The sequence below is a fragment of the Paenimyroides ceti genome (assembly GCF_030409925.1).
In genome coordinates this window covers 1-13,803 of the sequence record NZ_JAUFQU010000006.1, presented here as the reverse complement: position 1 = coordinate 13,803, position 13,803 = coordinate 1, and the positions used below count along the sequence as shown (strand labels likewise).

At 38.5% G+C, this 13,803-nt stretch carries 14 protein-coding genes and 4 pseudogenes; 13 read left to right on the top strand and 5 right to left on the bottom strand.

Annotated elements, in window-relative coordinates:
* The 12 genes and pseudogenes from QW060_RS17695 to QW060_RS17640 all read left to right on the top strand — a co-directional run.
* Positions 1 to 1,189 (top strand): T9SS type A sorting domain-containing protein (locus tag QW060_RS17695; protein WP_290364842.1); only part of this gene is annotated, 1,189 nt, incomplete at its 5' end.
* A 6-nt stretch (positions 1,190 to 1,195) separates the two neighbouring features.
* Positions 1,196 to 1,816, top strand: a complete 621-nt coding sequence (locus tag QW060_RS17690; RefSeq protein ID WP_290364841.1) for a hypothetical protein — start codon at positions 1,196 to 1,198, stop codon at positions 1,814 to 1,816.
* The gene (locus QW060_RS17685; protein ID WP_290364840.1) at positions 1,813 to 4,212 is read left to right on the top strand and encodes an RHS repeat domain-containing protein; all 2,400 of its coding nucleotides are present in this window, start codon (positions 1,813 to 1,815) and stop codon (positions 4,210 to 4,212) included. The genes QW060_RS17690 and QW060_RS17685 overlap by 4 nt, the downstream gene beginning before the upstream one ends.
* A gap of 6 nt (positions 4,213 to 4,218) precedes the next feature.
* Positions 4,219 to 5,148, top strand: coding sequence for a DUF6443 domain-containing protein (locus QW060_RS17680; protein WP_290364839.1), 930 nt, complete (start codon positions 4,219 to 4,221; stop codon positions 5,146 to 5,148).
* Entirely contained in the window at positions 5,057 to 5,497 is a 441-nt protein-coding gene (mbhE, locus tag QW060_RS17675) for a hydrogen gas-evolving membrane-bound hydrogenase subunit E (RefSeq protein WP_290364843.1), read from the top strand. The genes QW060_RS17680 and mbhE overlap by 92 nt, the downstream gene beginning before the upstream one ends.
* Positions 5,478 to 5,921, top strand: coding sequence for a Na+/H+ antiporter subunit B (locus QW060_RS17670; RefSeq protein ID WP_290363118.1), 444 nt, complete (start codon positions 5,478 to 5,480; stop codon positions 5,919 to 5,921). Before mbhE ends, QW060_RS17670 begins: the two co-directional genes overlap by 20 nt.
* A 12-nt stretch (positions 5,922 to 5,933) precedes the next feature.
* Positions 5,934 to 6,287: a Na+/H+ antiporter subunit C gene (locus QW060_RS17665; RefSeq protein WP_290363117.1), complete on the top strand. Its 354-nt coding sequence runs from the start codon at positions 5,934 to 5,936 to the stop codon at positions 6,285 to 6,287.
* Positions 6,284 to 7,795: a proton-conducting transporter transmembrane domain-containing protein gene (locus QW060_RS17660; protein ID WP_290363116.1), complete on the top strand. Its 1,512-nt coding sequence runs from the start codon at positions 6,284 to 6,286 to the stop codon at positions 7,793 to 7,795. Before QW060_RS17665 ends, QW060_RS17660 begins: the two co-directional genes overlap by 4 nt.
* A 7-nt stretch (positions 7,796 to 7,802) precedes the next feature.
* Positions 7,803 to 8,282 (top strand): Na+/H+ antiporter subunit E, encoded by a 480-nt coding sequence (locus tag QW060_RS17655; RefSeq protein ID WP_290363115.1) that lies wholly within the window; start codon positions 7,803 to 7,805, stop codon positions 8,280 to 8,282.
* Position 8,283: 1 nt separating this feature from the next.
* Positions 8,284 to 8,558, top strand: a pseudogene (locus QW060_RS17650) (cation:proton antiporter).
* Positions 8,551 to 8,946, top strand: a complete 396-nt coding sequence (mnhG, locus tag QW060_RS17645) for a monovalent cation/H(+) antiporter subunit G (protein ID WP_317623183.1) — start codon at positions 8,551 to 8,553, stop codon at positions 8,944 to 8,946. Before QW060_RS17650 ends, mnhG begins: the two are co-directional and overlap by 8 nt.
* 15 nt (positions 8,947 to 8,961) lie before the next feature.
* Entirely contained in the window at positions 8,962 to 9,696 is a 735-nt protein-coding gene (locus QW060_RS17640) for a glycerophosphodiester phosphodiesterase (RefSeq protein ID WP_290363112.1), read from the top strand.
* 2 nt (positions 9,697 to 9,698) lie between these two features.
* On the opposite strand, the gene QW060_RS17635 is transcribed toward QW060_RS17640, so the two are convergent.
* Entirely contained in the window at positions 9,699 to 10,400 is a 702-nt protein-coding gene (locus tag QW060_RS17635; RefSeq protein ID WP_290363111.1) for an SIR2 family NAD-dependent protein deacylase, read from the bottom strand.
* A 56-nt stretch (positions 10,401 to 10,456) separates the two neighbouring features.
* Here QW060_RS17635 and QW060_RS17630 point away from each other — a divergent pair.
* Positions 10,457 to 11,136 (top strand): annotated as a pseudogene (locus tag QW060_RS17630) (TrmH family RNA methyltransferase).
* Positions 11,137 to 11,147: 11 nt separating this feature from the next.
* Here QW060_RS17630 and QW060_RS17625 read toward each other — a convergent pair.
* The 4 genes and pseudogenes from QW060_RS17625 to QW060_RS17610 all read right to left on the bottom strand — a co-directional run.
* Positions 11,148 to 11,897 (bottom strand): TIGR03915 family putative DNA repair protein, encoded by a 750-nt coding sequence (locus QW060_RS17625; RefSeq protein WP_290364838.1) that lies wholly within the window; start codon positions 11,895 to 11,897, stop codon positions 11,148 to 11,150.
* Positions 11,897 to 13,151 (bottom strand): annotated as a pseudogene (locus QW060_RS17620) (putative DNA modification/repair radical SAM protein). Before QW060_RS17620 ends, QW060_RS17625 begins: the two are co-directional and overlap by 1 nt.
* 133 nt (positions 13,152 to 13,284) lie before the next feature.
* The gene (locus QW060_RS17615) at positions 13,285 to 13,614 is read right to left on the bottom strand and encodes a hypothetical protein (RefSeq protein ID WP_290364837.1); all 330 of its coding nucleotides are present in this window, start codon (positions 13,612 to 13,614) and stop codon (positions 13,285 to 13,287) included.
* A gap of 59 nt (positions 13,615 to 13,673) precedes the next feature.
* Positions 13,674 to 13,803 (bottom strand): annotated as a pseudogene (locus QW060_RS17610) (TerC family protein); the annotation flags it as partial.

Below are 13,803 nucleotides of genomic sequence, written 5' to 3'. Positions count from 1 at the left end.
AAGACGCCATAAAACAGAAGCTTCCCGTGGTAAAAACGACCTGTGGCTCATAAAGATTAATGCAGCCGGAGCAGAAGAATGGCAAAAGACCCTTGGAGGCTCGGGAGATGACCGACTGGTCACGATCAAACGCCTGTCAGACGGTGGTTATATCATCGGAGCCAACACCAACTCCCCGGTATCCGGAGAAAAAAGCCAGCACCACCTCGGCGGACTCGATTTATGGATACTGCGACTGGACAAAAAAGGCAAGCTGCTTTGGGAAAAAACCTTTGGCGGTATCTATAATGATGAAGTCAAAACCATAGTACCGACAAAAGACGGTTTTATCATCGGTGCACAATCCAACTCCCCGATCGGCGCCAACAAAGCCGTGGACACCAACGGTGGTTATGATATCTGGCTGTTGACCCTGGATCACAACGGCAACCTGTTGCAGCAACACAACTATGGCGGAACGGCAGACGATTTTCTGACCGATCTGCTGCCTGTAGACAACGGTTATCTTTTGGCAGGAACGAGCAGTTCCGAAAGCAGCGGTACTAAAACTGTATCGGCAGAAACACAAAACGATTTCTGGACGGTACAACTCGATGCGAAAATGCAGCCGACAGATCAGAAAACCTATGACTTTAAAGGCGATGATGTACTGACCTCCGTACTATTAGACAGTGATCAAAACCTGTTGCTTTCGGGCTATACGATACATCCCAAAACCCATAAAAAGAGCTATGTTTCGATCCATATCAATGCCCAGGGCGAAAAGATCTGGGAAAAAGAACTCTCTACAGACGGAGACGATCTACTGCGCAAAGCGATCATCACACGCGATGGCGGTTATGTCTTTGCAGGAAACTCCACGGGGAAAACCTCTGCGCTTAAAAAGGGCTATCAGGGCAGAAACGACTACTGGATTGTAAAGCTCAACACCAAAGAAAAAACAAAAACCCCGGAGATACAGATCGAAGCCTTTCCGAACCCAACCGAAGGGTTTACCAACGTGGTGATCAACCATGAATACGAAGAAGGGCAGATGATCTTATCGGATCTGAGTGGCAAGATACTGCATACGGCACCTTTGCAATACGACATGATTGCAGTAGATCTGAGCGGATATCCTCAGGGAGTTTACATCATCAACATCAAAACCAATGTCATCAACCGTTCGGTTAAAGTCATCAAAAAATAAAACAACATGAAACAGAACTGCTTACTACTTCTATTATTCTTTTCTACGGTATTGCTTCGGGCTCAGGAGGCGCCTAATAAATATACCTTTACCTCTATGGTAGATTTGTATGAATTTCCCCAGACAGAAGCAACGGGAGGTGTTGATGTGCAGCTGCCGCTTTATAAAATAGCCACGCGTGGTTTTGAAATGCCCGTTGCACTGGCATACGACATGATGGGTAATACCAACACCTTTTATATCGGCAGTCAGTTTGGCGATGCCTGGAACTTAAATGCTATCGGTACCATCAGTCGCGAAATTACAGACAGATCGTACACCTATTCAACCAAAACAACAGGAAGCAACTGTGGAGGGAATCAGATTATCATACAATATACGACAGAAACCCTTAAAAAGAATTATGATGTTCCTGATGAAAACTATTACTATAACAATCCCGGAGCGAGCTATCGCGACAACCGTGATCTGTATACCTTTTCATTTCTGGGACTCAGCGGTAAATTTATTCTTTATAATCAAAACAATCAACTCAAAGCAGAGGTGTATGAATCCTCTGATTTTGTAAAAAATAGAGATCGAACAACCGGACTGGGGAGCTTTAATTACGGCCATTTCCATTTATGATAAAAAACGGTTACCGCTACCGTTTTGCAGCACAATCTAACATCAGCCATAATGAATCTTATGAGCAAACCTATCTTACAGAACCGGCAACGCTGTATGAGAATTGTAATTTTGAAATAGCGACGGGTCATGTATTGCATCCCGGCAACGGTCATACCGGAACGAAGGTATTTCCTGCGGGGCATTTGATATCGGGTAAGATGCATGCCAACGGTTTCCGTTACTGGAAAAACCTGGAGATTTCTGAAATTTATGACCGTCATAACAATCTGCTGGTCTCTTATGAATACGAACAACTGTCTGTAACCATACCGGATCGGGAGAACCGTTGGATGAACGGTCTGGGATTAGTAAAAGGCTATACCAAACTGTATGTAAAAAATATCCGTATCCACGGACAGGGAACCCTTTCTTTTAGCAATACACTGGCAGCAAGCAATCCCGGTGCACTGGTTAATTCTTTTACGAATGCCATGGAAATAAAAGACCTGCAGGGCAATCTCATCAAAAAGATCGCCTTTGATTATCAGACGGCCAATATCAGCAATCTGCACATCATTAAACCAGAGACGGATATCCCTGCCAATAAGCGCTTTTACAAAAAGCTGCTCAAAGGCATTAAAGAATATGACAATACACAGCAAAAAAGCCTGGATACCGCTATAGAATATAAAGATAACGCATCGTCGGGGTTCATCATCGATGGCTTTGGCTTTTTAAGCGGCTATTATGGTTGCAGAGATTATGTACACCCCAGTACGTATAAAACCGATTATTATACCCTTCAGAAAATCAAATATCCGACGGGAGGATCGGTGGTCTATAAATTTGAACCGCATACTTTTTCCAAAGGACTCAACTGGCAGGAAAATGAATTTAAAATGTTTAACTCTGACAACCATGTTTATGAGCCCATTGCTTTGACTCAGGTAAATGGCCAAACCTTTCAGTTTACCGCCAATGCCGGAGACAAGATTTTTCTTATAAACAAATATCCGGGCAATGTTTTACAGTTCTACAAAGGAACCACCCTGGCGGCTTCTGATCTGTTGATAAATGCAGTCAAAGCACCTTCCGGAAGTGCCTCTTTTGAAATGGCCTGTAAGGGAGCACTTTCGAATATCGTATTACCCGCAGCACCCAACAACCAATATACTTTACGGTACACCGGAGCAGGAGCCTCACCGTATTATCTGGGAGCGTATAAATTCCGCTATAGCGATACGTATTATGCATTCCGTTATGAGACGGGTATGCGTATTGCGCAAATGGCCTATTTTAAAGACAATGTGGCTAAAAACATTTTAGACACACCTTCGGGTGCCAACACAGCAGAAAAGCTCATCAATTTTACCTATCCGGGCAGTACACCTAACAGCAGCTCCGGACATGTGAGTCTTAGTTATTATAGTTATTTTGATGCAGCACCCAACAATCTGGTTTATGACCGGGTTGATGTAGAGGTGCGCGGTATCGGAAAAACCAGTTTGTATTATGATATTCCGGCTTCATTTGTGAAACTGAAACGAACAGACCTGAAACGCTCTGCGGTCTTCTCTGCATCGGGAGAGCTTCTATCCGAAAGCGATTATGAATATGAATATGGCAAACCGGCGATCAATGGCTATGTAGACGATACGGACATCAAACCTCATATCCGATCGGTTGTTACCCGTACCCGTCAATATGAAAACGGAGATGATGCCATTCAAAGCATTAGCAGAACACGCTATGACGATGAGCTGCGTCAGGTGGAATATACCAGTACGGAAGAACCGTTATTGGCGCGCAGCCAACAGGTGAATATGAAATACAATCAGATCAACAATACTATTGTGACAACCTCGCAACAACAGTTGATCAATGATGTGATGCGGGAACGTACATTGTATAGCTATGACACCGCTGCCAACCTGCTCAAAACCCAGTTTGGAACGCCGGAAGTTGCTCCTGAAAAAATCGGAGTTGAAAACACACACTATACGGCTGGTTTGCTCACGGGCTATATAGATGCAGCAGGCTTGCCGGTAACTTTAGTGTATGGATATAACAGCAGCCGTATTGTGGCCAAACTGGTCAATGTAGAGGCTTCTTTATACTACTCCAATAATACGGTTTATTTGGGCAGCCGTATCAACATTGGCAATTACAGCAATCAGACGGCGACCACGTATAACGAAACCAATCTGAAAAACGCACTGAACAATCTCAGAACGCTGTTCCCGGAGGCGATGGTAACCACTTACACCTACCGCCCTATGGTGGGTATTGCCAGCATCACCGATGCCGCAGGCAGAGAAGAACGCTACCAGTACGATGCCTTTAACCGACTCTATCAGGTAGTGAACCACGAAGGACTGGTAACCCAACGCTATCAATACAACTATAAAAACTAATCTGCTATGCTACGGTATTTCTTTATATTATTTACAGCACTGTCAGGTGCAGGGTTATACGCACAAAACGGTACCCATAACTATGTACGCGAAACCGTTTACAAAAACGGTTTAAATCCGGGTTCTCCCATATTCAATACTCCGGAGAATTTTGTTACCACAACGTATTATGACGGACTTGGACGTCCGATTCAGCAGATACAGCAAAACCAGTCTCCCGATGATAATAAAAACATCGTCACGCATATCGAATACGAAAAAAACATCGGTCAGATCAAAGAATACCTGCCTTTTACCAGTGCGGGAAAAACGGTGACGCAAAACCAGATCGGTGGCGGTACGCTTATCACCTACCATTCTAACTATGTAGAAGAGGCAAAAAATCAGACGCAGAACTTTTACAATACCGATAAATACGAATACACTCCGAATCCGTATGCGGAAAACCGTCTAGAGGTTTCTCCCCGCCAGCGCATAGTCGAAACCGGATTTCCGGGCAGAGACTGGAGTCTGGAAGACTATGACGGTGCTATTTCCGCAGACCAGCGCAACACCCTGCGTATGCAATACGATCTGAACAGACCCGATGAAGTCAGACGCTACCGTGTGACAACGACTTTTTCGGAGGGAATTTATAAAAACAGCATCAGTCAAGACGGCTATTATCCGGCGGCAAGCCTGACCAAAACCATTGTGCGCAATGAAAACTGGAAAGCGCAGGACGGGCGCAACAACACCAGCGAAGAGTTTAAAGATCCCAGAGGGCATGTGGTGCTGAAGAGAACCTATAATGATTATTGTGGCGATATTTTTTATCACATACACCTCTTCCAGATTAACCGCCATTGCAGCACTGGGTGTGGTGGGATATTCAATCTGTTTGATTTTTGTATTTTATGGAGCGCCGGATTTAGCAATGACGCAATTTGCTATTGATACATTGACAGTAGTTTTATTTGTACTCGTATTGTTTCGATTACCATCCTTTTTGAAATTCAGCAACCGAAAAATACAAATCCGTGATGCTATCATTGCTACAATTTTTGGAATTCTTATTTCATTAATTACTTTACAGGCACTTGTATATCCATCTGATAAAGAGGTGAGTAAATTTTATGCAGACAGTGCATACACACTCGCAAAAGGGAAGAATGTAGTAAATGTAATTTTGGTAGATTTCCGTGGTTTCGATACACTGATTGAAACTATTGTATTGTCTATAGCTGCCATTGGAGTTTACAGTATTTTAAAATATAAAACTAAAGATGGAGAAAAAACAGAATAATACGCATAGAAATATAGACTCAACCATATTGAGAACGGCAACAAACTATTTATTGCCTTTATTAATTTTGTTTTCAATATTTGTTTTATTAAGAGGCCATTACTTATCCGGAGGAGGATTTGTTGGCGGACTTATTGCTTCTATTGCTTTTGTACTTCATTCGTTTGCTTACAACACCCGTCGTACAATTGCTTTATTTAAATTTCCGCCTATGTTTCTCATTCCGCTCGGCTTGTTATTAGCATTTTGCAGCGGTTATTTACCTACTCTCTTTGGAGATCCTTTCATGACTGGTGTTTGGTTTGCAGATTCTGTAGTGGTAATCGGAGCGTTTGGTACAGCCCTGATATTTGATTTAGGAGTGTATTTAGTCGTAATTGGTGTGGTTTTGACAATTTTGTTTACCATATCAGAAAATGTGTAATAGAAAAATATAATGGAATTATTATTAGTAATATTAGTAGGAGTACTCTATTCATCAGGAATATACATGATGTTTAGAAGAAGTATGGTAAAATTGCTTTTGGGATTATTACTGTTAGGAAACGGAGCCAACATACTCATTTTTCTGATGGGAGGACTCACCAAAGGAAAAGCGCCGATTATTGACGCCAATCAGACTGAGTTTTTGGATGTGTATGCAGATCCTGTACCTCAGGCTTTAATATTAACGGCTATTGTCATCAGTTTTGCATTGACAGCCTTTGCGATTGTTTTATTAAATAAAGTTTACAGTACTACCGGGTCTGATGATCTGGATTCGCTAAACATCCAAGATTTAGATATATGACAACAAATTTTATACTTGCTCCAATTTTGATGCACATGCTTACGGCAATTATGCTGCTGTTTTTCTGGCAACGGGTACAGGCGCAAAAAGTCATAAGTATAATTGGAAACAGTGTAGCTTTTTTAATGTGCATACGTCTTTTCAATCTCACTATGGAGCATGGCCATTTGGTTCTACAGGTAGGAAACTGGCAGGCGCCATTCGGCATTACTTTTGTTTCCGATACTCTTAGTGCCGTTATGGTTCTTCTAACAGCGATCGTCTCTCTTGGAGTAGGTATTTATTCAACGGCAGGTATTAATGTCAGCAGAATAAAATTTGGCTATTTCTTTATTTATCATTTCCTTATTATGGGATTGTTGGGTTCATTTCTCACAGGTGATATTTTTAACCTTTATGTATGGTTTGAAGTAGTTATTATTTCTTCTTTTATTTTACTAACTGTAGGAGGGAAGAAGATGCAAATGGAAGGAGCGATCAAATATGTCACAATGAATATGTTGGCATCGGTTATTTTTCTTACTGCTATAGGAATTTTATATGGTATTACGGGAAGTTTGAATATTGCAGATCTTGCCGGAAAAGTTGCTGCTATAGAAAACAGAGGACTGGTAACAGTAACTTCATTACTCTTTTTTGTAGGATTCGGGATTAAGTCATCTGTGTTTCCATTGTACTTCTGGCTGCCGTCTTCTTATCACACACCGCCGTCTGCTATCGCGGCAATTTTTGGAGGATTGTTGACTAAAATGGGGGTATATGCGTTATTCAGAGTATTTACGGTAATTTTTCAACCCGATTATTTCACTCTTGTACTTTTTTCTGTAATTGCTATTCTTACGATGTTTACTGGAGCTTTGGGAACCATCAATAAAAGAAATATCAGACGTATTTTGTCATATCTTATAGTGTGCCATATTGGTTATCTTATTGCCGGATTAGGATTATATACAGAGCTGGCTTTTGCAGGAGTGGTATTCTATCTCATTCATGATGTAATTGTAAAGAGTAATGTATTTATGATTACAGGCGTTCTTTTCAAAATAAGAGAAACAGTAGATATGCAGCGTTTGGGTGGATTGTATAAAGACTATCCCAAACTCTCATTTGTGATTGCCATTGTGTTGTTTTCTCTGGTGGGTATACCGCCTTTGTCAGGATTCTGGCCTAAAATACTTCTTTTTCAGGAAGCATTTAAAGACGGACAATTTATTATGTTAGGCGCTCTTATCTTTGCAAGTTTTGTAACTTTATATGTGATTGCGAGATTGTGGGCAGAAATTTTCTGGAAAGATTCTCCTAAACCGTTGACAGAAGAGATCGATCATTTTGCACCTTTTTCTCTGAGCGGAAAAATTGCTTTAGTGCTGCCAATTGTAGCACTGGCCGGTGTTTCTCTTTTTATCGGATTAAATGCCAATGCTATAATGGAAGTGTCTAACCGAGCTGCCCATGAAATGATGAATCCGACTGTTTATATTAATGCGGTTTTAGGAACCAACAAATAAGAAACTTATGATACAGTATTTTTTACTAAATTTATTATTGACATTTGTATGGGTAGCCCTTACTGGGCAACTTAATTATGTCAATTTTATATTTGGGTTCATCTTAGGATTCTTGATTTTATGGATGCTCAAGAGAACTTCAAAACAGGATAAAGATTATTTTTTCAGAGTACCGAAAATCATATCTTTTATTTTGTATTTTTTTTACGATATGCTCAAAGCTAACTTTGAAGTAGCTATGGATGTTTTAACACCAAAATTTGACATGAAACCGGGTATTATCAAATATGAAATGGATGCACAAACCGATTTTGAGATTACCATGCTGGCGAACATGATTGCTCTGACGCCCGGAACTTTGGTCATTGATATTTCTAAAGACAAAAAATGCATTTATATCCATGGAATGTATCTGAGAGACAAAGAAAAATTTATCAAAAGACTTAAAGAAAGAACAGAAACTAAATTATTAGAAATATTGCGATAAGATGACAGTAGAAGAATATTTGATTTATGTAGTAATGCCTATTATCTGTCTATCACTGGCTTTTATATTTATACGATTTCTCAAAGGTCCTCAGGTAGTAGACCGTGTAGTGGCACTTGATTTATTGATTACGGTAGGGTAGGATTTATTGGTTTATTCAGTATTATTACCAGCAATGCTATCTTTTTAGATGTGGCGATGATCCTTGCGCTTATTGCCTTTCTGAGTACCGTAGCTTTCTCATATTATATATACAGAAGAAAAAATGATGACTGATATTTTTATAATGGCTCTGAGTACAATAGGTGCTCTTTTTATATTAATTGCATCGTATGGAATTTACAGAATGCCTGATTTTTATGCCCGTTTATCTGTAACGATAAAAGCAGCAACTATGGGTATAGGTTGTATACTGGCTGCAGCTGCGTTGCATTTTTCTGAATTTTCAGTAACCACCAAAGCACTTGCCATTGTTTTCTTTTTGTTTCTTACTTCACCTGTAGCCGGTTTTCTTATCGGACGTGTGGCCTATTTTACGGGAACAAAATTGTGGAAGCACAGTATTATAGATGAAATGCGAAATGATCCGGAAAGTTCTTGTGCTGTTCATGAGAAAAAGAAAGAAGAACCTGTGAAAAAGCCACTACCTGAAAAGGAAGAATAAAAAGTGTTTTTCTATATGTGTGTAGTGACATCAATCGGTTTAGATGAAAATAGTACCAACAATATTATTGCACACCGCGGAGCATGGAAAGAGTTTAACCTTCCGCAGAACTCAATAGCAGCTTTGCAAAAAGCTATGGCACTTCATTGTTATGGAGTAGAGTGTGATGTACATATCACAAAAGACAGTATACTCGTGGTACATCATGATGATGATTTTTTTGATATGCCTATTATATCAGCTACCTACAGTGAGCTGAAACAGAAATCTTCAATAAGTCTTTCCGTTTTACCGTTATTATCAGAATTTTTAGAACTCATAAAACACCATTTACAAACCCATCTCATTATAGAACTTAAGATTCCTGAAATTTGTACTTCTGCTGATAAAAAACGATTTGTAATGGCACTTTCAGCATTAATGAAAGATTACCAACAACCATTTTTATTCTCTTTTATTACATTTGACTGGTATACAGCAATTCAACTAAAAAAAGAATTGCCACACTTTAAAATATCATACCTAAATGGAGATAAGACTCCTGAAGAAATAAAAGCAAGTGGCTTGGACGGTGTTGACTACCATTTTACAAGATTTTTGGAACACCCGGACTGGCTTGAAAAGAGTAGGCAATTGGAACTGATTACAAATACCTGGACACTAAATGATCCTTTGGTGTTTCAAGCATTCCAGCAACAGACAATTGACTATATTACCACTGATTATCCTGCTTTATTTTTAGAATTATAAACTTACTTTGTATTATCTTTTTCAGAAAGCAATATGGGATATAAGATGCGCAGACCTTCAGAAGCACTTTTTGCAATAACACTAAGATTTTTGAAATGGACTGCTTCTTTAGAAGGATTTTTATCAATATAAAATTTAGTTGCATGATCCGGAGCATAGTCAATAAGTCCGGCAGCCGGATACACCTGTAGTGAAGTGCCAATTACCAATACATAATCAGCATTTTTAAGTTCTGTAATGGCATTTTCTATCTTAGGAACCGCTTCGCCAAACCATACAATTGCGGGACGCATCTGGTGATTATCAGGACAGGTATGCTGAAGTGTAATGTCAGAAGACCATTCCACTTCATACGATTCATTCCCACTGCTTTTTGCTTTCAGTAGTTCTCCATGCAGATGAATAACTTTTGAACTGCCACTTCTTTCATGTAAATCATCTACATTCTGCGTAATGATTACTACATCAAAATTCTCTTCAAGCTTCTTTAAAATATGGTGAGCAGTATTAGGTTGGACTTCCTGTAACTGTTTTCTCCGTAAGTTATAAAAATCTAATACAAGCTTCGGGTTTCTCGCAAAACCCTCAGGAGTGGCAACTTCTGTTATATCATGTCCTTCCCATAATCCGTCTGAATCTCTGAATGTTTTAATACCGCTTTCTGCACTTATGCCGGCACCGGACAACACAACCAATTTTTTCATTATTTTTCTTTTTTTGTAAGTAATAGTATCTTTGCATAATAATAATTACGCCTTACATGAATCCTAATATACCTTCCCATCTTTTTAAAGATATTAATTATTTGAATTATTTGGAAAATATTCTTACCGAGAATCGTAAAAATAATTTCTTACAGGTTTTGCAAAACAGAACCAAACATTTTACCATTGCAGTAGAAGATATCTTTCAGTTGCACAATACCAGCGCTGTGATGCGCAGTTGTGAGGTCTTCGGAATACAGGAATTACATGTGATTGAACAAAAATATGGAAAAACAATTGATAAAGAGATTGCATTAGGAGCTGAGAAATGGTAGATATTCACAGGTATAATTCTAATCAGTCCTGTGTAGATGAACTAAGAAAAAAAGGCTATCAGATTGTAGCTACAACTCCTCATACCGATGCACATTTTTTAGAAGATTTTGATATTACCAAACCTTCTGCTTTGTTTTTTGGAACGGAACGCTTAGGGTTATCAGAAGATATTATGAAGCAGGCAGATACTTTTATAAAAATTCCGATGGTAGGATTTACGGAAAGTCTTAATATATCAGTGTCAGCTGCTATCATCATTCAGGATCTTACAAATCGTTTGAGACGTTCAGATATTGCATGGCAATTATCAGAAGAGGAAAAAATTGAAAAAAGAATAGACTGGGCACGAAAATCTATAAAGGATATTGATTTTATTACGGATCGCTATATAAACCGTTGAGTTATTGTTTTTCATTTAAATATTTCCAATACCGTTTTGGTACATGTTGGATGTGCAATTTCATGTTTTTTACGTTCTGTAATATTGGTACTTTTAAAATAATCTTTCCAGAGTTGATCAAAAAGGGATTCTTTTTCATCAGCTACTTCCAATGCTGGTAGAAGACTGTTGATCTCCTGTGGCATAAGCTCAATTTCATGTACCTGAATACCGTCATAAAAGATTCCGTATTTTCTTTGTTCGTCATATATAAGCCATTGCTGATCTGCATAACGGTTTTTAAAATGATGCTGAATTAGAGGGAGTACATTAAAATCAGGTTTTATAACAGTATAAAATAGTCCGTTTTGGGCTTTTTTAAAACGGATAAAAGCTTCCATCCGATGTTTCTCACGCGATACATTTTTAGCAATTTTTGAAACGCCCATAACATCAAAATTTCCATAGTCTCCAGAGATATCGGTTTTGGCTGTAAAAGCATAAACAGCCGCATTGAAAATGTGTTGAAAAGCCACAGGTTTTTCAGATAAGTACGCTTTGTATAAGCTATTTATGAATGTTTTGTTCAATTGTTTGTTTAAGCCTTTTAAAACCCGCTTTGCTTTTTCTTCATCTGAAAAAATAGTACTGCTTTCATCAAAAGCAGACGGTTGATGATAGATTGAAGATACAATTTCTACTTGTGAGTCTTTCATTTCAAACCGTTCAAAAATACAGCACATAAGACCTGTAAAACTTCCGTCAAAAACGTAAATCTTCATTAAAATAAAAGGCTTAACTGATCAGGATTATTTTTCAGGTATTTGGACTGGCTTTTTTCAAGAATCCTTTTTTTAATATACATAGGCTCCGGATCGTTTAGCTGAAACCTGCTGTCAGAACAGCGCATAAAATATTTTGCCCGGTTAAAGGCTACTCCTAAATTTTTGAGTTGATATTCATGTATTCTTCCAAATTGGCGTGCCTGAACTATCTTCTTAGCTGATTTAACGCCGATTCCTGGAATTCTTAAAATCATTTTATAATCAGCGGTATTAATATCTACAGGAAAATACTGCGGATTTCGTAATGCCCAGCTCAGTTTGGGATCTACCTGTATGTCGAGATTCGGATTTTCATCATTTAGGATTTCCTGAACTTCAAACCGTAAAAGCGCATGAGCCAATCTGTCTGATACAGCCTGTTTTCACGTAATAATGGTGGCTGTGTACCGATAACAGGCATACGGCTATCTTCTGATATCGGGATGTATCCGGAGTAATAAACCCTTTTGAGTTGAAATTCTTTGTAATAATTACGGGCAGTATACATGATGTCTTTATCGGATTCATCTGAAGCTCCGATTACCATTTGTGTACTCTGACCTGCAGGAACAAATTTGGGTGTGCTTTTATGATACTGCGTTCGTTATTAAATTTTACAAGGTTATCTCTGACTACACCTAAATCTCTTTTTACTTCTTCATGTGATTTTTCCGGTGCGAGCAGCTTCAGGCCTGTTTCAGTAGGCATTTCTAAATTAATGCTCATTCTGTCAGCATACAGACCGGCTTCTTTTATCAGTTCTTCACTTGCTCCGGGAATTGTTTTTAAATGGATATACCCATTGTAGCGCTGCTCAAGACGAAGCTTTTTAGCAATCCTTACCATACGCTCCATAGTATAATCTGCATTTTTAAAAATACCGGAACTTAAAAATAAACCTTCTATATAATTTCTGCGATAAAAGTTCATGGTTAATTCTACAACTTCATCTACTGTAAAAGCTGCTCTTTGTACATCATTACTTCTGCGTGAAACACAAAAAGCACAGTCAAAAATGCATACATTGGTCAAAAGTATTTTAAGCAGAGAAACGCATCTGCCATCCTCAGTATAGGTATGACAAATTCCTGCACCGGTATCTCCAACACCGTCTTTAGTATTTTTTCGGTTGCTTCCGCTTGATGAGCAGGAAACATCATATTTTGCCGCATCGGCAAGTATTTTTAATTTCTCTCTTATTCTTTCTGACATAATTCCTTGACAATTAGAGCTAAAAAAAGTAGTCTTTAAAGAAGACTACTTTCTGTAAAGATATTTATTTTTCGGTATTAATTTGACATGTTGTGTCCTTTTTGGTCATCATCTACAAAAGACTGTACCATTCTTACCACATTCTCAACAATGTTTCTTTGTTTTTTGCATAGTCTTGTTGGTACAATGACATTTTATTGGCCAATGTTGAAGAATCGTCTGTTAATTGCTTATCACCAATATTAATTCTGATACCAATAACAGCATTATCCGGTACATCTTTAAATACAGATGTAAGATTACCTCTCCAGTCAAAATCTTTCAGATCGTTAAAACGATCCGCATTAATTGTCATCACCACTGTTCTCACAGTATCAACAATTTCAATTTCAGATTTTACTTCCTGCGCCTGTAGGCTTGAAAAGCCAAGAACTGCAAAAAAACATAGTACAAATTTTTTCATAATTAAATTTTTTAATGTTCTATTAAAGTTACGAATTTCTCTGTAAAAAAGAATGTGTTTTAGTTGCTTTTTTTCCGCATTTTCATATTTAAAAACTCTACCGCCAATGAAAATGCAATGGCAAAATAGAGATACCCTTTAGGTACAGCTCCTACTTTCTGTCCTGCTAATTCAGCCCCGGAGAGATGC

Excerpts from the sequence above, each read along its gene's own strand:
- QW060_RS17690 (WP_290364841.1), top strand. The coding sequence starts at position 1,196 with ATGAAACAGAACTGCTTACTACTTCTATTATTCTTTTCTACGGTATTG.
- QW060_RS17685 (WP_290364840.1), top strand. The coding sequence starts at position 1,813 with ATGATAAAAAACGGTTACCGCTACCGTTTTGCAGCACAATCTAACATC.
- QW060_RS17680 (WP_290364839.1), top strand. The coding sequence starts at position 4,219 with ATGCTACGGTATTTCTTTATATTATTTACAGCACTGTCAGGTGCAGGG.
- QW060_RS17670 (WP_290363118.1), top strand. The coding sequence starts at position 5,478 with ATGGAGAAAAAACAGAATAATACGCATAGAAATATAGACTCAACCATA.
- QW060_RS17665 (WP_290363117.1), top strand. The coding sequence starts at position 5,934 with ATGGAATTATTATTAGTAATATTAGTAGGAGTACTCTATTCATCAGGA.
- QW060_RS17660 (WP_290363116.1), top strand. The coding sequence starts at position 6,284 with ATGACAACAAATTTTATACTTGCTCCAATTTTGATGCACATGCTTACG.
- QW060_RS17655 (WP_290363115.1), top strand. The coding sequence starts at position 7,803 with ATGATACAGTATTTTTTACTAAATTTATTATTGACATTTGTATGGGTA.
- mnhG (WP_317623183.1), top strand. The coding sequence starts at position 8,551 with ATGACTGATATTTTTATAATGGCTCTGAGTACAATAGGTGCTCTTTTT.
- QW060_RS17640 (WP_290363112.1), top strand. The coding sequence starts at position 8,962 with ATGTGTGTAGTGACATCAATCGGTTTAGATGAAAATAGTACCAACAAT.
- QW060_RS17635 (WP_290363111.1), bottom strand. The coding sequence starts at position 10,400 with ATGAAAAAATTGGTTGTGTTGTCCGGTGCCGGCATAAGTGCAGAAAGC.
- QW060_RS17625 (WP_290364838.1), bottom strand. The coding sequence starts at position 11,897 with ATGAAGATTTACGTTTTTGACGGAAGTTTTACAGGTCTTATGTGCTGT.
- QW060_RS17615 (WP_290364837.1), bottom strand. The coding sequence starts at position 13,614 with ATGAAAAAATTTGTACTATGTTTTTTTGCAGTTCTTGGCTTTTCAAGC.